This is a genomic window from Paenibacillus sp. SAF-068, assembly GCF_051967555.1.
Taxonomy (GTDB): domain Bacteria; phylum Bacillota; class Bacilli; order Paenibacillales; family Paenibacillaceae; genus Paenibacillus.
The window spans coordinates 2547579-2568033 of sequence record NZ_JBQCJX010000001.1 but is presented as its reverse complement, the minus strand read 5'-3'; the positions used below and the strand labels follow the sequence as shown (position 1 = coordinate 2568033).

The 20455-nt window shown below is 42.3% G+C and carries 18 protein-coding genes and 1 pseudogene; 8 read left to right on the top strand and 11 right to left on the bottom strand.

Annotated features, from left to right (window positions below; all coding sequences use genetic code 11):
• The first annotated feature begins 208 nt into the window (after window positions 1-208).
• Window positions 209-1102, top strand: coding sequence for a helix-turn-helix domain-containing protein (locus tag ACTHPG_RS11060; protein WP_440389335.1), 894 nt, complete (start codon window positions 209-211; stop codon window positions 1100-1102).
• Between the two features lie 143 nt (window positions 1103-1245).
• Here the strand turns inward: ACTHPG_RS11060 and ACTHPG_RS11055 are convergent, their stop codons facing one another.
• The 6 genes from ACTHPG_RS11055 to ACTHPG_RS11030 all read right to left on the bottom strand — a co-directional run bounded on the left by ACTHPG_RS11055 (window position 1246) and on the right by ACTHPG_RS11030 (window position 8619).
• The gene (locus ACTHPG_RS11055; protein WP_440389334.1) at window positions 1246-3231 is read right to left on the bottom strand and encodes a glycoside hydrolase family 127 protein; all 1986 of its coding nucleotides are present in this window, start codon (window positions 3229-3231) and stop codon (window positions 1246-1248) included.
• Window positions 3232-3732: 501 nt separating this feature from the next.
• Window positions 3733-4188, bottom strand: coding sequence for a GNAT family N-acetyltransferase (locus tag ACTHPG_RS11050; RefSeq protein ID WP_440389332.1), 456 nt, complete (start codon window positions 4186-4188; stop codon window positions 3733-3735).
• 250 nt (window positions 4189-4438) lie between these two features.
• Window positions 4439-5422 (bottom strand): glycoside hydrolase family 43 protein, encoded by a 984-nt coding sequence (locus ACTHPG_RS11045; RefSeq protein ID WP_440389330.1) that lies wholly within the window; start codon window positions 5420-5422, stop codon window positions 4439-4441.
• 28 nt (window positions 5423-5450) lie between these two features.
• Window positions 5451-6269: a carbohydrate ABC transporter permease gene (locus tag ACTHPG_RS11040; protein ID WP_440390224.1), complete on the bottom strand. Its 819-nt coding sequence runs from the start codon at window positions 6267-6269 to the stop codon at window positions 5451-5453.
• A gap of 31 nt (window positions 6270-6300) precedes the next feature.
• Window positions 6301-7197 carry a carbohydrate ABC transporter permease gene (locus ACTHPG_RS11035; protein WP_221821455.1) on the bottom strand — a complete coding sequence of 299 codons (897 nt, stop codon included), beginning with the start codon at window positions 7195-7197 and terminating at the stop codon, window positions 6301-6303.
• 84 nt (window positions 7198-7281) lie between these two features.
• Window positions 7282-8619 (bottom strand): ABC transporter substrate-binding protein, encoded by a 1338-nt coding sequence (locus tag ACTHPG_RS11030; protein WP_440389328.1) that lies wholly within the window; start codon window positions 8617-8619, stop codon window positions 7282-7284.
• A gap of 262 nt (window positions 8620-8881) precedes the next feature.
• Here ACTHPG_RS11030 and ACTHPG_RS11025 point away from each other — a divergent pair, with 262 nt between their 5' ends.
• The 3 genes from ACTHPG_RS11025 to ACTHPG_RS11015 all read left to right on the top strand — a co-directional run bounded on the left by ACTHPG_RS11025 (window position 8882) and on the right by ACTHPG_RS11015 (window position 10872).
• Entirely contained in the window at window positions 8882-9946 is a 1065-nt protein-coding gene (locus ACTHPG_RS11025) for a GntR family transcriptional regulator (RefSeq protein WP_440389326.1), read from the top strand.
• Window positions 9947-9958: 12 nt separating this feature from the next.
• Window positions 9959-10162, top strand: coding sequence for a prolyl oligopeptidase family serine peptidase (locus ACTHPG_RS11020; protein ID WP_440390223.1), 204 nt, complete (start codon window positions 9959-9961; stop codon window positions 10160-10162).
• 317 nt (window positions 10163-10479) lie between these two features.
• On the top strand, window positions 10480-10872 hold the full coding sequence (locus ACTHPG_RS11015; RefSeq protein ID WP_440389324.1) for a maltose acetyltransferase domain-containing protein: 393 nt from the start codon (window positions 10480-10482) through the stop codon (window positions 10870-10872).
• Between the two features lie 97 nt (window positions 10873-10969).
• Here ACTHPG_RS11015 and ACTHPG_RS11010 read toward each other — a convergent pair whose 3' ends face one another.
• From ACTHPG_RS11010 to ACTHPG_RS11000, 3 genes are all read right to left on the bottom strand, one after another.
• A complete protein-coding gene (locus ACTHPG_RS11010; protein WP_440389322.1) occupies window positions 10970-11965 on the bottom strand; it encodes a glycoside hydrolase family 43 protein in 996 nt (331 codons plus the stop codon).
• Between the two features lie 926 nt (window positions 11966-12891).
• A complete protein-coding gene (locus tag ACTHPG_RS11005; protein WP_440389320.1) occupies window positions 12892-13917 on the bottom strand; it encodes a phosphotransferase family protein in 1026 nt (341 codons plus the stop codon).
• A gap of 4 nt (window positions 13918-13921) precedes the next feature.
• Window positions 13922-15277, bottom strand: coding sequence for an MATE family efflux transporter (locus ACTHPG_RS11000; protein ID WP_440389318.1), 1356 nt, complete (start codon window positions 15275-15277; stop codon window positions 13922-13924).
• Between the two features lie 176 nt (window positions 15278-15453).
• On the opposite strand from ACTHPG_RS11000, the gene ACTHPG_RS10995 reads away from it, so the two are divergent.
• Entirely contained in the window at window positions 15454-16377 is a 924-nt protein-coding gene (locus ACTHPG_RS10995) for a helix-turn-helix domain-containing protein (protein ID WP_440389316.1), read from the top strand.
• Window positions 16378-16535: 158 nt separating this feature from the next.
• Here the strand turns inward: ACTHPG_RS10995 and ACTHPG_RS10990 are convergent, their stop codons facing one another.
• Both ACTHPG_RS10990 and ACTHPG_RS10985 read right to left on the bottom strand, forming a co-directional pair.
• Window positions 16536-17264, bottom strand: a complete 729-nt coding sequence (locus ACTHPG_RS10990) for a stalk domain-containing protein (protein ID WP_440389314.1) — start codon at window positions 17262-17264, stop codon at window positions 16536-16538.
• A gap of 110 nt (window positions 17265-17374) precedes the next feature.
• Window positions 17375-17713, bottom strand: a pseudogene (locus tag ACTHPG_RS10985) (hypothetical protein).
• Window positions 17714-18242: 529 nt separating this feature from the next.
• Between ACTHPG_RS10985 and ACTHPG_RS10980 the strand changes: the two are divergent.
• The 3 genes from ACTHPG_RS10980 to ACTHPG_RS10970 all read left to right on the top strand — a co-directional run bounded on the left by ACTHPG_RS10980 (window position 18243) and on the right by ACTHPG_RS10970 (window position 20418).
• Window positions 18243-19079 carry an alpha/beta fold hydrolase gene (locus ACTHPG_RS10980; RefSeq protein ID WP_440389312.1) on the top strand — a complete coding sequence of 279 codons (837 nt, stop codon included), beginning with the start codon at window positions 18243-18245 and terminating at the stop codon, window positions 19077-19079.
• Window positions 19080-19378: 299 nt separating this feature from the next.
• A complete protein-coding gene (locus ACTHPG_RS10975) occupies window positions 19379-19840 on the top strand; it encodes a nuclear transport factor 2 family protein (protein ID WP_440389310.1) in 462 nt (153 codons plus the stop codon).
• The gene (locus ACTHPG_RS10970) at window positions 19837-20418 is read left to right on the top strand and encodes a TetR/AcrR family transcriptional regulator (protein ID WP_440389308.1); all 582 of its coding nucleotides are present in this window, start codon (window positions 19837-19839) and stop codon (window positions 20416-20418) included. Before ACTHPG_RS10975 ends, ACTHPG_RS10970 begins: the two co-directional genes overlap by 4 nt.
• Window positions 20419-20455: the final 37 nt, after the last annotated feature.

Genomic DNA, 20455 nt, shown 5'->3' with positions numbered 1-20455 from the left:
TGACCGATCCATCGAAAATGACGTTCATTCTTTCGTCTAAAGTAGAAACTCTAAAGAGTGAAGATCAGGTTCTAATCCTGAATCCGGTTAAGGTTAAAACCGAATTACGTAAGCGCTTTATTTTCCATGTTACTTGCTGTATCATAAAAAATAAATGCTCGATGCCAACATGGATTTTAAATTTTTCAACCTGTTCGGAGGTGCCGGATTGGACTCGCCCATCCTTCATTTCATCACCCCGCCCATTCCCTATTTTATTGATTGCGGACGTGCTTGTTACGAAGCCGGTGAATATCACATTAGCCGCAGTGACATCGGTGTCTTTGATCTAATTGTCGTTACACGCGGTTCGCTTGCCATTAACGAGAACGGGACAGAATGGCTTCTGAACCAAGGAGAAGCACTGATCCTTAAGCCGGATGGACACCATTACGGCAGCGCAGCCTGTAAGGCGGAAACGGAAATGATCTGGATTCATTTTCAAACCTATGGCAGCTGGAGAGAGTCTGCCAACATGGACGAATGCCTCGCCAATCAAGCCGAATTAATTGAGACACATAAGGTGAGCGCATATCTGAACCACTGTGATGTCTGTTCCATTTTCATTCCCAAACATTTGCACATTGCATCCAAAGACATGGAACTGCTGGAGCATTTCTCTCAGCTTGATCAGGAGCCTCAGTCCATGCGCAATTGGAAACGACAGGCGACCTTCCAGCAATTTATGCAGCATCTGGACCTCGGGCTGTCTTCACTTTCCGACGTTGCTGCCATCCGGATTGCCGAGAAAGTTGAACTCTACATCCGCCACAATTACCCGCTACCGATCTCCAATCCGATGCTGCAAAAGGAACTCAACTACCATCCAAACTATCTCGCACGCAGCATGCTGAAAGTGTATGGCATGACCCCCATGGAATATCTGCTGCATTACAGAATCGAACAGGCCAAAAAGCTGCTGCTGCAAACCGCATGGTCTGTTGCTCGCATTGCCGAAGAGATCGGCTTCAATCATGTATCCTACTTCTCTTCCTGTTTCTCGAGAAAAGAGGGCATCTCTCCTTCCAACTTCCGCAGCAAGTTTACCAACTCAGATAAATAGACTGACTCAATCAGAACTGTTGCCGTGAAAAATATGAAGTGTCCGCTCACCAAAGATCGCGTTATCCTGCAGCGCGCATTCTGGGTCTATCGGGCGCTTTCCTTTTTGCCTACCTTTTTACAGCAGCACTAGTAGTCTTCTTCTTATTCGCTCTCCTGAATCCAAACGCTCATTTCTCCTTCATCCCGATTGGCCCAAGTGAAGTATGGAATGAACCGAAGCTCGGCAGGCTGTGTATCCCAGCGAACATCACTGCGATACAGATGTATTCCCCAGTCTTCATGGAATACTATGCGCTGCCCAATGGTTGTAAGTGCCGGAACCCCCAGAGGCATCCGTTCCTCGCTACCGATATGAAACTCGGCATCACGAGGCAGCTGAATGCGATGCAATCCTCGGCCATTGTCGACTTCTTCGAGACAGTACATAAACGGTCCCCGCTGAATGGCTACTTTTCCGAAAGTGGCTTTGATGTGATCATGCCCTTTCATACGCAGCAACTCCATTGGGAAGTGAAGCTTGATCTCATCACCAGCTCTCCACGTACGGGTCACTTTTATGTAACCGCATTCAAAAATAAACCCATCCTGTTCGGTCTTCTCCCCATTAATCCACAGCTCGGGAATCTTGCACCAGTCCGGCTTTCTCAGAGCTATCGTAAACTGCATTCCCTCTGGGGAATCGGGCCGAACGATCAGCTTCACATCTCCGGTGGAGGTATATTCAGAGTCCATGGTTAGGGCTGCTCTCCTACCCTGAAGTGTGAATCTCCCTTCCCCGCCGATGTACAATTGCACATACAACGTAGCCTGTTCCACAACCGGGGTAAATACATATTGATCCAATGAGGCAATTAATCGCGCAATGTTTGGCGGACAGCAGGCACAACCAAACCACCCTTGCCGGCGTGTTCGCACGTGGGCATAATTAGGATTCACACGTTGAATCCCTGGATCGACTTCAAGCGGATTCACATAGAAGAAACGTTGACCATCCAGGGACATTCCACTAATCACCGTATTGTACAGGGCCCGCTCCATAACATCTGCGTACCGGCTATCCTGCTCCATCTGCAGCATGCGCTTCGTCCAAAAGATCAGGCCAATTGAGGCACAGGTCTCTGCGTAAGCGGTATCTCCCGGCAGATCATAATCGCCTGTAAATGCTTCTTCTTTGGCTGATGAACCAATGCTTCCCGTAATGTACATTCGCTTGCTTACGATGTTGCGCCACAACCGTTCACAGGCTTCTTTCAGCGGTATATCCTCCGTCTTCGCAGCTACATCTGCCATAGCTGAGCACATGTAAACCAGTCGAACCGCATGCCCTTCTGCTGTCGACTGCTCCCTAATGGGCAGATGGGACTGGGAGTATGTGTGTCGGTGAACCATGTCCAACTCGCCAAAATGTATGGTACGGCCCCTTTGCTCCCATTCTTCTACAAAAAAATGAGGACTCGCTCCCCGCTGGTCCAAAAAATAACGGCTCAGTTCCAGATATTTCTCTTCCTTTGTCGTCTCATACAATTTGAAGAGTGCAAGTTCAATCTCCTGATGTCCATCATAACCTGGCAATTGTCCCGGCTCTGTACCAAACACGGTGCCTATATGATCCGCCAGGCGAATAACCACATCCAGCAGCGTGCGCTTGCCCGTGGCATGATAGTACGCCACACCAGCCTCAATCATATGTCCTGCACAATAGAGTTCATGACACTCGGCGAGGTTCGTCCAGCGCGCGCCAGGTTCACGCAGGGTGAAGTACGTGTTCAAATAGCCATCAGCTTGCTGTGCCCGAGCTATGGTCTCAATAACGGAATCCACGAGGACTTCCAGTTCCGGGTCGGGCTTCGCGGAGAGCAGGTACGAAGCTGCTTCAATCCATTTCGCAACATCGCTATCCTGAAATACCATGCCATAATGAACGCCCTCTTCATCCCCAGCAGCAATGCGGAAATTCCGAATGGCCCGGCTTGGTTCAGCTCCTTCGATACGGTCATTGAGCGCTTCCCATTGATAAGGAACAACTACGTTGCGGACCAGTTCAATATAATGCGACCAGAATGGATCGTTGATTTTATGGCTATAACCTGAGGTCTGTGGATGGTGCGTGACGTCCGGCTTTGTCATGGGAACCTCTCCTTGTTCTTTGATAACCTTATTTTACAAATCATTACATCAGGGCGAAATCATCATTTCCAACTGAAATTTACATAATTACAACCTTGTCATATGCTAGCCTTCTAACAAATCAGAAACTTACCCCTTACAGGTCGTCTAGCTGTAAGTGACTCAAATCCCGTTTTTGTATCTTATCTAGTTGTTTGACCCATAAGAAATTTGAACACTGTGCAGAATTTAAGCTGCCGGTTAAGATTTAATTTACATCTTTATTCTTTAGATGTACTTCTAAACGGTAATCGGACAAAGTTTCTTGTCCATCCCGTCAATTGATAGAAGTTCTTATCCTTGGCATGGACTAAAACTTGTACCGATAACATAAAAAAAGCCGCAAATTTAGCGACTTCAATAGGAATATGCCCGATCATTGAATAAAAGCAGCCAATTTCAATGATCGGCTGCTTTCTGTGTTTTATTGAGCTAACGTTACCCGTCGGCTTAACCTATCTTTTATTTACTGAGTACAAGTTTCATACCATCATGACTAGCAATAAATCCAAGTCGTTCATAGAATTTATGAGCACCTTTACGTTGTTTATCTGTTGTCAGTTGAATCAAAGTGCACCCCAACGTTTTTGCCTGGTTGATAGCATAGCGAAATAGCTCCTCGCCAACGCCTTTGCTTCGATAATTCTTGTCCACACGAACACCCTCAATCTGTCCTCGTGTTGCCCCTAATCTTGATATGCCAGGAATAATCGTAAGCTGAAGACAACCTACAACTACATCATTATCTATAGCAACAATTAAGGAATTGCCGATCTGTTGTTCAATTTTTGCAAACGCCTCAATGTATTCTTTGGGTAATGGCATTTCATAACGCTCTCGGGTAATACCGAATTCATCGTCCGCTAATAATTGGACAATTGCAGGAAGGTGCTCTACAGTTGCTGTTATAAATTCCATAAATACCTCCAATATTATGTTGAGTCACTCAGTTACTACAACAATACAAACTAAGGGGGGGTTATTTCGTTAGATGAAACTGGGTTTCGTTATGTAAGTATTTTAACTTACAATATGTAAAAAGAAAAGCCGCCGATCCTATTGATCAGCGACTTTTTTTTGTTATTTGATATGATTTTCCGGGATAACTGGATCGGCAAGTTGGATAAACGAACTCAAATCCATCAATCAACCTTGTTGGTACACTCATTCACTGTACAGAACGAGCAAGTGCTGCAACAGAGCCGCGGAAATCGGGTTTGCCGTCAGCCGTCCACAAAAGCTCCGTCACAAATGTATGGCGATTCGGATCGTACAGCGGATCTCCTATAATGTTTTTGTACGTTCTTGCGTGGAACACAAATAGCGTGTCTTCGCCGTCCTCTGACACCGTGAAGGAATTATGACCGGGACCATACATTGAGATACTCTCATCTGTCGAGAAAACCGCTGCTTGCGACTTGCGCCATGAGGCGGCATCGAGCAAATCAGCATCCGCATCGGCTTCAAGTAAGCCCATGCAATAATTGAAATCGGTGGCGCTAGCCGAGTAAGAGAGGAATACCCGATTATCCTTGCGAATAAATGCCGCGCCTTCGTTCACTTTATAACCAATGATTTCCCAGTCATATTCCGGCATCGAAATCATCGTTTGCGGCCCAGTCAGCGTCCATGGATTGCTCATTTTGGATATATACAGATTAGAGTTACCTTCGATATTCGGATCCTTTTGTGCCCATACGTAATAACGGCTGCCATTATGCTCAAAGGTAGTGGCATCAAGGGCGAAGCTTTCCCATTCGGTACGAACCTGGCCTCTTTCCATCCAGCTGCCTTCGAGCGGATTGGCATTTTCATTCTCTAGCACGTACATCCGATGGTCGAACAAGCCTTCATTCGTTTCCGTCGTGTGTGCGGCAGCGAAATACACGTACCATTTGTCATCAATAAAATGCAGTTCGGGTGCCCAAATATTGGCACTAAGAATACCCGTCTCGCGCTTTATCCAGATCACTACAGGAGTTGATGTAACAAGCTGCTCAATGTTCCGGGCTCTACGAATTTCAATTCGATCATACTCCGGAACGGAGGCTACGAAGTAATAATAACCGTCCGAATGTCGGTAAATAAAAGGATCAGCTCTCTGCTCAATTAATGGTTGAATATCGTGTGACGCTCGTTGTTGGATTTCCATCGTATCACCTGTTTCATCATAATATATGCTACCCTTTAACAGCACCTGCAGTCATACCGTCTATGAAGTATTTCTGGAAAGCTATGAACAGTATGAAAATTGGAATGATGGAGAAGAACGAGCCCACGATCAATAGATCATAGTTATTGCCATAAGGAGTTAACAACGTTTTCAAACCGATGGGCAATGTATATTTACTCTGATCTCCGAGCACCATGAAAGGCCACAACAGATTATTCCAGCTATTCATACCATTCAGAATGGCCATTGCCGCAAAGGATGGCTTCATAATCGGCATAATTAATCTAAAATAAATCGCATACTCGTTTGCGCCATCAACCCGCCCGGATTGAATAATCTCTTTGGGTATGCTTCGTAGATACTGCCTGAAGAAAAATATTGTCGCGGCATTGGCTATACCGGGCAGAATGATTGCCGAATAGCTATTCACCATTCCCAAATCATTAATTAAGCTGTACAAAGGAACCAGCAGTATTTCGAAAGGCACCATCATAATGAGCAAAACACATATAAAGAGGAAGTTCTTACCTTTAAAATCATATGCTGCAAAACCATAAGCTACAAATGCGCTTACAAAAAGGGTTAAAACCACTTGAACGATTGTTAAAATCATACTGTTCCAAAACCACACAAAATAATCATGTTGTCCAGTAAACAAATAGATGAAATTATCAAAACTCATGATTTCAAAATCCAAACTGAGGTTAAGACCATATCTAACTAATGATTCACCTGGTTTAAAGGAAGATAGGGCCACTGCGTAGAATGGGATCATAATTATAACGAATAGTATAATGAATAAACAAATGATTACTGTTCTAGAGATGAAATCACTCCTCGTCTGACTTCTGCCCACTTTAATCCTCCTCCTTTTTGAACATTCCACTAAATTTCAACTGCGTTAAATTGATAACCATAGCAATGACTAACAGAATGATACCAACTGCAGCTGCGTAACCCAGCTTGTTCTGCTCAATCCCTTGTCTATAGAGGTATCCAACAATGGTTAAGCCAATATTTTTGGGTGAATTGTTACCGTTAAACATCATGAGGCTCTCGGTAAACATGGCTAAACCTGCATAAACACTAATTGTCGTAACATATACCGTGGTCGGCTTCAATAATGGCATTGTGATCGTTCTAAACTTCTGCCAAGCAGATGCCCCGTCAATTGAAGCAGCCTCATAATACTCATTGTCAATGCTTTTCAAACCGGATAGATAGTAAAGCATATTTACGCCAGTCCATCTCCAACATGCGAGGATTAACAGTGCTGCCATACTCCAATTTCCGTCTTTCAAAAATTTAATAGGCTCTATACCAAATAGACCCAGGAAACTATTCATTAATGAACCTTCCATTTCACCGAATGTAAGGCGGAAAATGGTACCCGCAACTGCGACAGAAGTCAATGCAGGGAGAAAGAACGAAGATTTAAAAAATTCTCTTCCCTTCATTAACTTACTGTTGATCATAACGGCGAATAACATTGGGAAAGGAATTAACAGCACTAAGGTCCCCAACATGTACACAACGCTATTTTTAATAGATGTCAAAAACACTTTATCCGTAAGTAATTTCGAATAATTCGCTTCTCCAATCCATTTCGGATCCTGTCCCAGCATCCGATCTTGAAAGCTCATTACGAATGAATTTACAAGCGGAAAAAACCAGAATATCAAAAATATAAGTATAAATGGCAACACAAAAACATAAGGCGCCACTTTTTGAGAGTATACAAATTTCTTTATCATATTCTCAATCTCCCTTGACTAAGGTTAAACCTGCCGACTACTATACCTGCCGACAGGTTTAATCAAATCATTTACTTATTATATTTATTTCAATTCTTGTTCAATTGCTGCTTGTGCTTCATCCAACGCTTCCTTCACGTCTTGACCATCTTCAAAGATGGCGTTCAAAGTAACCGTATTGAATATATTGCCAATGGTCGGTGAAGCTTTAACGGACTTGATCGCTTGAATTTCGTCCTTGATTTCATTCAAAGTATCAAATGCATTTGTTTTAAAGTATTGGACGTATTCATTATCAGGGTTTTTCGTTACTGCATCATCTTTCCATACTTCCATGTTGATTGGGTCAAAACCAAGTGTATTCCAGATTTCAGTCGTAGCTTCTTTCGAAAGCTTGGCAAAGGCTACAAATTCTTTGGCCAATTGAACGTCTTTACCACTCTTCGTAACAACTGTGCCAGTACCGCCTAAGCCAACGGAACGAGGATTACCTTCTTCAAATACAGGCAATGGAGCAATTGCATACTTACCGTTAAGGTCTTTCATTTCGTTTACAAAGCGGGACATGTACCACTCAGGCATCAATGCACTTGCGTAGTTGCCTTTGTTGTATTCGCCTTTTGCTTCTTCTGTGTCGGGTTGTCCGCCTGGGATCGTATGAATAACATTGTTCTTCTGCAGATCAACTAACATTTCATAGGCTTTAATCATTTCAGGTGAGTTCACTTTTGGATTACCATTTTCATCTGTAAAATCAGTGTTTTGCTGAGCTAACAGCAACGATGCTTGCCACGTAGCAGATGTATCAGCAGTACCTAAGTACTTGCCAGTCTTTTCATAAACCTTGATACCTGCTTGTTTGTAATCTTCCCACGTTATGATTTTCTTGTAGTCAACACCGGCTTGTTCGAGAATTTCAGTGTTGTAGAAAGCAAGCGTCGCACCTACGTGATAATCAAAGCCATAAACCTGATCGGCTTTGGAGTAAATCTCGACACGCGAAGGAACAACAACGTCTTTGTATGGTGCAAATACATCATTTAAAGATTCCAGTGGAACGTTGTCACCTTCCAGGAATTTAGGGAATTGACCAAGCTCGATATCCGCGATATCAGGAGCACCTTTTCCGCTTGTAACTGCCAATAAAAGCTTGTTGTGCATATCATCGTAAGGCATAACCGTTACGTTCAACTTAATCTGTTTGTCTGGGTTCTCTTCGTTCCATAAGCCCAGCATTTTATCCAAATGCTTGCCGTGCAAATCCACAAATGTCCAAAACGACAATTCTGTTGCGTTCTCACCGGCATTAGCGCCTAATTGCTGTGTTTCCGTATTTGAATCAGAAGGGTTACCACATGCCGTAAAAAAAAGGGACATCATAAGGACTGTAACGATGGAGATTAACATACTGCGTTTTTTCATTTGTTCGTCATCCTCTCTTTTTGTGTTATGCATTTGAAAAGTCGGCTGACTAGTTAGTTCTGTTAATTTAAGCGGTTTCAATCCATCTCAGCACCACCATTCTCAACATCATTCTAACCGTTCAAATAAAAGACCCCTTCGCAACAATTTCTCAGATTTCATATTGTAAGCGCTTTACATGCCGTATTATAATATATATGAAATAAGCTTTATATAACCAATTGATTATAAAATCATAAAGTTTATGGGGAGATGCTACTCTTTGAAAAAGCTGGCGCTCTACAAACAAATTCGAGAAAATATTACACAGAAAATTAAATCCGGGCAGCTTCGGCCCACAGACCGCATTCCTTCTGAACAAGAACTAATGGACGAATTCAGAGTAAGTAAAATAACCGTCAAGAACGCCCTAACCTCACTAGCTGACGAAGGATTAATTATACGCATACAAGGCAAAGGCTCATTCGTCTCTTCAAGTCTTGTTGGTTCTAGCATCCATTCTCCACCATCCCAAGGCAGCGCGTCCTCCATACCGCTCATCGGCTTCATCATTCCGACGATGAGAACCCGTGTCATTCAAAAGCTCGTGGACTACACAGAACAATTCCTTCAAGAAGCCGGCCTCAACATGGTACTTAGCATCACGCGAGAGTCCTCCTCTATCGAAACAAACGTCATCCGTACACTAACGGAACTCGGTGTGAAGGGGCTGATCGTTTTTCCGACGGAAGATGAGAAGTACAACGAATCATTGCTGCGTCTGTCGCTCGACAAATTTCCGTGTGTGTTCATCGACCGCTATCTGCGCAACATTGAGACGTACACCATTACATCCGACAATTACGGCGGTGCGTATAAGGCTGTATCCCATTTGTTATCCAAGAGTCATCAGCAGATTGCGCTCATCTCACCTGAAAATGCCAATACAGCCGTCGAGGATCGCACGCTTGGCTTCGAGCAGGCATATACAGATCAAGGTATCTCGATTGACAAGAGCTTGTGGTGTCACATCCCTCTCAACATTCTACGCAGCGAGCATGCATTGGAATATGTAAGCAACTTCTTGCAGAACCACAGTGGAATTTCGGCAGCCTTCTCCTTGACTGAAGAAACAGCACGCCTTACATCGACCGCTATCCGTCGTCTGAACGATCACTCCAATATCGATTTGCTATCTTTCGATAATCCACATCTTTCTGGCGTAGCTTATGTGCAGCAGGATGAACAGGAAATGGCACGAACAGCAGTCAAGCTGTTACGTGAACAGATGGAAGATATGTATTCTCCTAAGAACGCCATTATTCCCGTGCAACTCATCTTCCCTTGACACGTACCCACACTGGCTGCCTATGGAAAACACGATAAGGTAGCTCCATTCGGAGCAGTACAACATTTGATCAGCGCATTAGAGGAAAAAAAAGTTCCGCATGATTATCTCGAGTTTCCCCATTCAGGGCACGGTCTGCAAAATGACAATAAGCTTTATGCCAAATATATTGATAAGGTAAACGAGTATCTGAAACGATACATGCCAACCGAATAAAATACATCACACATCATCAAAAGCGAATTCCGGAGGATCGACATGAAGAAAGTTTTTAAAGTTTTAAGAAATGCACGCCATTATAGCAACCCCTAATTTTCACAAAAAGTGTAAGAATAATAGTTTTCAGACTTTAGACTCCTCTACTGAAGGAACATGAGATCATGTTGTTTTCATAGCACAAATTATATAAAAATGGAATTAAAGGTTTTATTTTACAATTATATCTATAGTATTGAACATGACGAAATGGCACATTTTTCACTGGAATCATAGAATTACGGAGAGAAAATCAAATATGTTACGAGATGTTTTAAATGACTGAAAAGGAAACATTACATGCTGGCTTGATGTACCAACCTAGTGACCCAGAGCTTGCTGCGGACCGTGATGTCACGGTTAAGAAACTTCACGACTACAACAACCTACACCCATTGGAACGCAATCTACGGTATTCCGTTATAATCGAATTGTTCGGGAAGGTCGGACAAAATTGTGTTGTGGAGCAGCAACTTTTTTGGACTTATGGGTATAAAACCAAGTTGGGCAATAATTGCTTCATTAATCTCAACTGCAAGCTTATGGACAGCGAAATTATTACGATTGGAGACAACGTGTTTATTGCCCCGAATGTTTGTATCATTATGGAAAATCACGCGATGGATGTGGATACGGTTGTGTTATATAATAGTATATCCAAGTTTGAGTGACACAACTGATCCTCCTGTCAAAAAAGCAGCCCCGTCAGGAACTGCCCCATGTTATGCATTATCTTGTAATCTTATTTGTTTCCGCTAACCGGCTAACTTACTCGGAACCCGGATATGGATTGATCTTCTGAATCGTTCCGTCTTCGTTGTATTTCAGCTCGGAATATTTAACGCAGCGCTTGTGGTTGACGCCTTCCGACAGGGAGCTGTCGTGATAGAACAGATACCACTTGTCTTCAACTTGCACAATGGAATGGTGGGTTGTCCAGCCGATGACCGGAGAGAGAATCTCGCCCTTGAACGTGAATGGTCCCATTGGGTTCTTGCCGATCGCATATACGAGCTTATGCGTGGTTCCTGTAGAGTAGGACAGGTAGTAATAGCCGTTATATTTATGCATCCATGGGCCTTCAAAATATCTCCGTTCCTCATCCCCTGCCAGAATCGGATTCCCGTCTTCATCGACAATTGATATCTCGGCAGGCTTGCCCTGGAAGGACAGCATATCGTCGCTAAGCCGTGCAACTTGCGGTCCAAGCGCTGGCTGTTCTGGAGCCGGTCCTTCTGCATCTGGCATGAAGCTGCCGGTCTGCCATTTCTCCAACTGGCCGCCCCAGAGTCCGCCGAAATAGATGTATGACTGATTGTCGTCATCCACGAGTACAGCCGGATCGATACTGAAGCTGCCTTCCATATAATTCGGCTGCGGCATGAACGGGCCTGCCGGAGAGTCTGATGTTGCCACACCCAGACGGAAGATGCCGTCATGATCCCGTGCCGGGAAGAACAGGTAATAGGTATTGTTCTTATAAGCGGCATCGGGTGCCCAGAGCTGCTTGGAGGCCCACGGAATATCTCTCAGATGCAACGCTTCCCCATGATCGACCACCGGGGAATCGAAGTTGTTCATCGAGAGGACATGATAGTCTTCCATTTTATACTGGTCGCCGTTATCGTTGCTAGGCTCGTCATGATCGAGGTCATGGGAAGGATAGATGTAGATTTTGCCCTCGTAGACATGGACGGACGGGTCCGCAGTGAAAATGTGGGTTACGAGCGGCTGGTGGGGTTTAGGTAGTTGTTGTTGATTCATAAGGCGGCATCTCCTTTTGGTATTGGAATAATAGAATCCTTCATCATAAGCAGGTCTGGCGTTCTCTGTACCATTGCCCAAGGCGTGCAGCCCCAGGCAGACGCCGGTAAAGCCGCTGGCCGAGGCACGCGAACACGGGAGGCGCCTCATCGTCCGGCATGTAGGCATTCCCGCACTCGGTTCAGGAATAGCGCTCAAATATCCGGCGATTACCATAATTAATTGATTGCATCCTCACAATTTAAAGCAAGCGTTTACAATCTCTAATGTTATTGTATAAGCCCCGCTTATCATTTCCTATATACATAATAAAGATCTTTCCCCGAAAAAATGTACAATTCCCGCCTATCTCATAATTCTTGTGTGTTACATGAAGTGATCTTTTTTGCGTTGTCTTGTCACACATATTACTTCTTCTCCTCTGGTTAGTTATTAGCCTAATCGGCTGCTCTCTTTGTTTTATAGCGCTATCTAAAGTTTTCAATGTTACTTTTTCTCTAAGGGTATCCACATCCCTTTTGGAGATAATCTAATTAAAGAATAATGAAATTTCTTACGTATGTGTCTTCGAGTGCACTAAATCTCCAGGATCCACTGCACTGCAAGTATTCCAATGCGACACCTGTAGCGACAAAAAAAGATTTTCATGGGATAGAAATCAAATCTTATCTGAGTGAAACGGACTTCTCTGACATCCGAATCAGGGTTCCCATTCAGTGACATCAATAGGGTTTACTTTCTGTCCACAACTGCGTAGATTGTCATCTGTAAGGAGTCGAATCAAACTGACATAATGTCAAGAAATGCACCGTCTTTGATACGCATTTGCGAATACACCTGATTGAGTGCCTCAGGATAGCCGATGTGTGTTTTCATAGATTCCAGTTTCTCAATCCACCATATGTGATAGAAAAAAACAGATTTATTTAGCTTGAGAGAAATTCTCTCAACTCCATCAAATCATTAGGAATTTTCCAATTGCAGTATTCCATACGCTGCTTCTTATCTTCCTCACTATAACGGTAAACTTCTACCCCCATAAGCAAGGTCAAATATAGGTTGTACATATACAATCTAATTCTATCATTACGTGTAAATGTAAATGGTTTTCCGGATATTAAACTATAGTTCTCCATGAAGGTTTGGCTATTTAATATATCTCCACAGATGGTTGCACTAGAGATAAATTCGGCATAGGGGTCACCAAAAAATGCACGCTCATGGTCGATCATAGCATCAATATAATATTCCCCTTCTTTTTCAGCCAGCATAATATTTTTACTCCACATGTCGAAGTTTACAAGAGAAGGCACCGTGATTTCATTTAAAATTTCCCATAGCGGTTCAAATGCAATCATGATAGCATCGTACGGCAGGTCTAGTCCTTGTTCGCGCCCATCCTGAATCAGTGAGTTCATCATCCCTTTGAAGGCTGAGCTCCAATCAGAAAACTGAAACTGCTTGTCATCCTTTAGATATCCGAAAAAATCACCTTTGACATTGTGCAGTGCAGCCGTATACCTCGCAAATTCAGCAATTAATTTCTCCTTGTTTTCCGGCGTTATCTGATCGTCCAATTTCATCCAATTGCTTCCCTGAAGCTTCTCCATAAAGCAGTAATCTAAATCGACTAATGATTTACTAAAGTCTTTTGTGATAATCTTGGGAATGGGAACAATGGTATCCTCTAGTAGGCTGTACACGAGTATCTCTGCACGCATGATATCCTGCTCATAGGAAAGTACGTATTTAGAGGATTCTACACCTGTCTTCAACACCAATTCTGTATACCCGAGTACACCTTCCCCAGCAAAAGATAAAACATATATGGCATTAAACCAACCTTCTGTCAATTCCGTAATATCTTCAACCACAACATCCTTCCCGAAATTTTCTCGGACAATCCTCTCGATCGTTTCCCGTGACAAAATACTTTTCGTATTACTGAGCATGTTATCATTTCTCCTTTGTATTTTCATTTTCATTCTGACGTTTCAAGATAAGCTGTAAAAAGAAGATTGCCATGAAGAACGTAATTCCATCTGAAACCAAATAGGTAAGCCATAAGCCCTGTAATTCAAATAACCAGGACAACATATATAATGTTGGTATCGAAATTAGCACTACACTCATTATTGGAAGAGCAAAAGCAAACAAAGCTTTTCCCGTAGATTGAAAATAGGCAGCTGTAATGGTTAGAGCTCCCATGAATGGAAACGATAAAGCGATGGATTGCAAAGCTGGTATACCGATTGAAATAATGTGTTCTTCATGAATAAAAATACGAATCAATTCTCTGGGTATAAGGATACAAAGAAGCATTATGACCAGACCATATAGTATTGTAGCTAACATGGAAAGACGTATTCCTTCCTTCACCCTTTTGTTTAATCCAGCGGCGTAATTAAAACCGATAATCGGTTGCAAACCCTGTACAATTCCGCTAATGGGCATAAATAAAAAAGATCTTAAGCGGCTAACGATACCAAACGCACTTATTGCCTCTGGACCACCGAGAGCTCCAAGTCTGTGATTAATCGCAATTAAAAAAATACTGTTACATAATTGAGTTAACAGTGCGGGAGAACCAATACTAAGAATCTCTCCCATGAGTGATGGCTTTACCCGAAAATGACGTCGGTATATCGAAAAAACATGCCTTTTGGATAGGAAATAGTAATACATACATAAACCCATGGAAACCATTTGAGAAATCACAGTGGCTAGCGCAGCACCTTCGACCCCCATATCAAAGTAGAAGATAAACAAGGGATCTAAAATCAAGTTCACGAGTGCAGAAACCGTCCATTGATAGATCGAAAATCGAATGTTTCCTTCTGCCCGAATGAGTGAGGAAAAACCAGTTGCTGTTACAGCGCCGATCAGTATGATTTCTGTATATCCTTTAGCATAAGGCATCAAGACATCATCTACTGCTAGTAGCTCTAACAATGGATTCAACAACACCAAGCCCAAAACGGAGAACACGGACGAAATCATCCAGAAGAATAATAATGTATTGGCAACCGTTGAGGCCGCTTTCTCTGGATCATTCTTGCCTAATGCTCTGGATATCATGGAAGCACCACCTGCCCCAACAGTACTCGCAAAAGAACCGATAATTAACATGATGGGAGTGGATAGTGCAACAGCACCTGCCGCATAAGCACCAACACCTACTGCAACAAAATATGTGTTGATAAGCGATTGAAAACTGTATAACATAACAGACATTGTGGTTTGGGAACAAAAGCTAAGTAGTAACTTGGATATGGGGTCCTTTGTTAATTTTGCTGTCTGACTTCGATCCATGCGTAACTCCCTTTCTACATTCTCACCTAATAAACAATCCTCCTTTTGAAAATTCTCCAATTCCCATGTAAATTCAATTTTATTGATATTTGTTAACGCTTTATATATAATTATTGATTGAAAATATCACTTTATTAACGGAATGTTATTTGAGTGTTAACGGAAAACGGAATGTGGTGAACCCAATCAAAAATCTTATTATTCCTGTCGATGAGGATCTAAACAGCACAATTAAATTGAATCCGTATTTTCCTTTTTTACTTTCCCGTGATGATTTAAGTGAATATGTGGGTGGATTCGTAAACTGGCATAAGCAAACTGCTGTAGAGATTTCTATTGTTTTAGAGGGGAGTATTCATGTGACCGTCCTCGAACGTGAAGAAACCATGGAAGTTGGGGATGGATTCTTAATCTTGCCTGGACGGTTACACACGTTAAAGCCGCACAAAGATGCTAAAGTTGTTAAATACTTCACTTTCATATTTGAACCCGTCTTGTTAACCGGATTTAAGGGGAGTTTCTTCGAACATACCTTTTATCTGCCAGTTTTGAGTAAGAAAGAAACCTTTCATAAGTTCAATATACAAGATACATGGACACATCCCATATTTGAGCAAATGAAGTGGGTCTATGACCACGAAACCGAGAATAGCCCGGCTTTTCAATTAAATGTGCAGCGGATTGTTCAAGATATTTGGATTATTTTATGGAACAATCTATTGTCCAAGGAAGAAGAAGGCAACCGTAAGCATCACAACTCTCGAGTTCTGAAGATGATTGAATATCTTCACACAAATTATTCTTCGAAGTTCTCGTTAAGCGATATGGCCACCCATTGCAATGTGAGTCGAGGAGAGTGCTGCCGCTATTTCAAGAAAATGATGCACATGACCATATCCGATTACCTCATGGAATATCGGGTTTCCAGTGCAGTTGAACTTCTACAGTCCACAGATCTCGCTATCTCTGAAATCTCTGAATCTATGGGATTCAGTAGCCAAAGTTATTTTATAGAATCATTCAAAAAAAAGATGAAGCTCAGTCCTCTTGCATACAGAAAGTTATTAAGGGGGACCTCCAACGGGAATGGTTTATATTAACAATCGCTGCCCGTTGTGTCATAAACTGTCTCTGGTCTCTCCTTACGTAACAATCATTTGTAAAATGAATAAAGCAGCCGATCATAGATCAGCTGCTTTCTTAGTGTTTTTGAGTTATTGTTTCTATGTTAGTTAATCAGCGTTTGACCAGGTAAGGTTTAAGGATAATATATCCTTGTATTATCGAAATAATTAAATGAAGTAATAGTCCAATCATTACCCTTCTTAGTCATCTCAGCTTCAAGACTGTAGCTATAGTTATAGTCGCCACTAATCCCGTCTGAATGAAAGACCGCTTTATATTTAGTAAGATTTTTATTCCATTGAATATATTGTGATTCAGGAAGACCTATTTCTACGTTATTTTTATGATATTGAATCCAGTATTTCTTTTTGGACATCGAATTTGTGGCAAAAGTCAATGATTGATGATCTGTCAATGGACGTGCGTATACCGTAAGGTGCTCAGAATTTCCTGTCAGAGTGGATTTATCCCATTGAAGAGAATCATTCGGATAGAAGAAGTTATTTAAAGCTTTAAATTGTACATACACCGAGCCATTTTGCAACAATACTCCATTACCCACGTGGGCATTAAAAGTCTTGCCGCCTTTAGTTAGTGAAGCAGTTTTTGTCTTCTGATTCCAAGTTACTTTTACATCAAAATATTTATCAAGTTGTTCATCGTATCTGAATTGATAATTCGTCGCCACACTGCGGAGAGGCGCATATAATCTACCTTCAGAAAGTAACCCGTTTACTCCGTCATTTCCATCATAGTCATCATTTGCGGCATAAGAACTCATTGGATCAATGATTAAAGCGCCACTTAACAATGATATAAAAATAACCCACAAAAATGTTTTTTTCAAAATAATGATTTTCATATGTACTCCTCACTTATTTATTAATGAATTTTACATGAATTAGCAATTATTAATACAGGTAAATTTATCCACAAGTGTACCCTTTAACTGATAATAGCATATTCAACATCCTAGTCTTTTCTTTGCCTGCCTTCTGAAATCACTTTTACTGCTCTGTTGGTCACTTGGATGGCGGTCTGATCATCAATAGCATACGCCGGACTTTGTATTCGCGCCGCCCAGTTTTCAGCAGTAGCCATCCAATGATACAGGTAGAGAGCGTGCCCACCAAATATAAGCAAAAACGTCTATCTCTCGAACCAGTAGTTCCCAACGTTCTTTGCTGATACTTGGCAGCGCGGTAAGCTCCAGTACACCAACAGACTTCCAATCGGCTTGTCCAACATATCAACTAACGCATCGTGTATGCTTTTGTTATTCACGCCTGCATAAGTCAGTAATAATTTCATAATCTCACTCCTAGTCCCTTTGAACTTCGTAGTGTCGCTTATTACGTATTGTTCGATAAAATAATTGCTCAGGTACGGGAGTCAGCTTACAATCTCCCAGTAAAGGCAAAACTGGTGGAAACATTGGTCTGTTGAAGACCGTCTTTTTCTAGTGCTATCCAATCATTACAGATTGCAAATGTTTCCATTGAGACACTTCAAAACTGTTTTACAAGCCCATCCTTACCTTCATTCATGCGCTCATGCTCGTTCCGAAGATCGATTTTTAGTACAACCCCACCGGGTTGAGCATCGTTCATTAGGAGATGATGAATAGCTGAATTGGGTTCATCTAGCATCTTGTTTAATCCTTTCCATACATGGTTTCAGATAAAGGTAATAATTTTAACTTGCAAGTATAAACCGATCGGTTTATACTGATATAAACGGTATAGAAAGAGAGGCGATTCATAACAATCCCCCAATCATGTTTTTGGACCAAATAGCTTCTGTATAAACAAAAATATAACAACTAGTGGAGGGATTTTCCATGGGTAAAGTAAATGTAGGCGCTGAGAATGAACAATCAATTGAATTGTATTATGAAGATCATGGTGCGGGAAAACCAATCATTCTGATTCATGGCTGGCCTTTGAGTGGACGATCCTGGGAGAAGCAAGTTCCTGCCTTAATTGAAGCGGGTTACCGTGTTATCACATACGACCGTCGTGGATTTGGTCAGTCTTCCCAACCTTGGGATGGTTATGACTATGATACTTTCGCTTCGGATTTGCATAAATTGATTCTGCACCTTGATCTGCGTGATGCCACATTAGTCGGATTCTCCATGGGTGGCGGCGAAGTTGCACGTTATGTGGGAACCTACGGAACAGAGCGCGTTTCCAAAGCCGTGTTTGCGGGAGCGGTTCCTCCATATCTCTATATAACCGAAGGTAATCCTCAAGGAGGATTGGATGATGCAACGATTGCAGAATTCCAAAACGGGGTAAAAGCGGATCGGTTGGCGTTCCTGGATAGTTTCACAAACAACTTTTTCGCTGCTGGAGACCGTACAGACCTCGTGAGCGAACCATTCCGTATCTATAATCGGGATATTGCAGCACAGGCTTCACCTAAAGGCACATTGGATTGTATTGCGGCCTTTGCACTGACTGATTTCCGTCAGGATCTTGAGAAATTTAACATTCCAACACTGGTTATCCATGGCGACTCAGATGCCATCGTGCCTTTGGAGGTGAGTGGACAACGTACTCATGAATCCATTCCTGGCAGCCGACTGGTCGTTGTCGAAGGTGGACCACATGGATTTAATGCGACCCATTCTGAATCATTTAATGCAGCATTGATCGAATTTTTGCAGGGTTAAAACTAACTTCACTGATGATTTTAGCAAAAGAAACAAAATGAGAGAAAAAGCAGAACGCCTCCTATAAAGGACGTCCTGCTTTTTCATTATTTCATAGGATATGCATTTGAAGAATCAATACCCTCTTGATCATTGGTAATACACAAAAAGAGCCGCTATGCATAAGATTGACGGCTACTTGGTTCATTATGAATCTGTAACCGATTCGAATTAGATATTGAATTTGGGATGTACAATTTGCATTTATAAACCGATCGGTTTATACTGATGCAAACGGTATAGAAAGCGAGGAAAAATGAATGAACAATCTACCCCCCCCATTTACTCTTGAGACAGCAATCCAAAAAACTCGTATGGCAGAAGACAGCTGGAATAGCCGTGACCCTCAGCGCGTCTCCCTTGTATATACTGAGGATTGTTATTGGAGAAACCGGAGCGAATTTATAACTGGCCGCCAAGAAATTGTCTCTTTATTAACTAGAAAATGGGCTAAAGAGCTGGACTATCGCCTTATTAAGGAACTTTGGTCATTTACGGATAACCGTATTGCAGTAAGATTTGCATATGAATGGCGTGATGATAGTGGTAATTGGTTCAGATCGTATGGGAACGAGAATTGGGAATTCGCTGATGACGGCTTAATGCAACGTAGATTTGCTTCGATTAATGACATGCCGATTAAGGAAGAAGAACGCAAGTTTCATTGGCCTCTCGGTACGCGCCCTGCTGAACATCCAAGCCTTAGTGAGTTAAACCTATGACGCGCACGGTTTTTGAAAAATCTGATGTTATCCCTCTCGTTGCTGAGGTATTTCGTGAATTAGGTTATGAGGGCGCATCCTTGAGTAAAATTACAGCCCGTACGCGTCTATCTAAAGGAAGCTTATATTATTTCTTTCCCGGTGGAAAAGATGAGATGGCTGCTGAAATTCTTGCTCATATTGATCAATGGTTTATCAAGAACATTTTTGAGCCGCTGGAAAAGAATGAACCCCGGGCAGCCATTGATCATATGTGGCAAGAGGTCAATACTTATTTTCAATCCGGTCAGCGCATATGCCTTATTGGTGCATTCGCTTTGGACGAAACAAGAGATCGATTCGCTGCTGTAATTCGGCAATATTTTGTAAGATGGATTGAAGCTTTAAGCGCGGCACTAGTTCGAGCAGGAATCTCTAAAGAAGCTGCTGACCAGATTTCAGAGGAAACGATTGGCAGTATTCAGGGGGGATTAATTCTGAGTAGAGCACTTCATGATGAATCCTATTTTGAACGTTCGTTGGCAAATCTGTCACAACGAGTCTCAACTTATGTTTCTAAAAGCAACTCTGCTCACTGACTCAAAAGTGTTTTTTTGTAGGACTCGCGGAATTTCT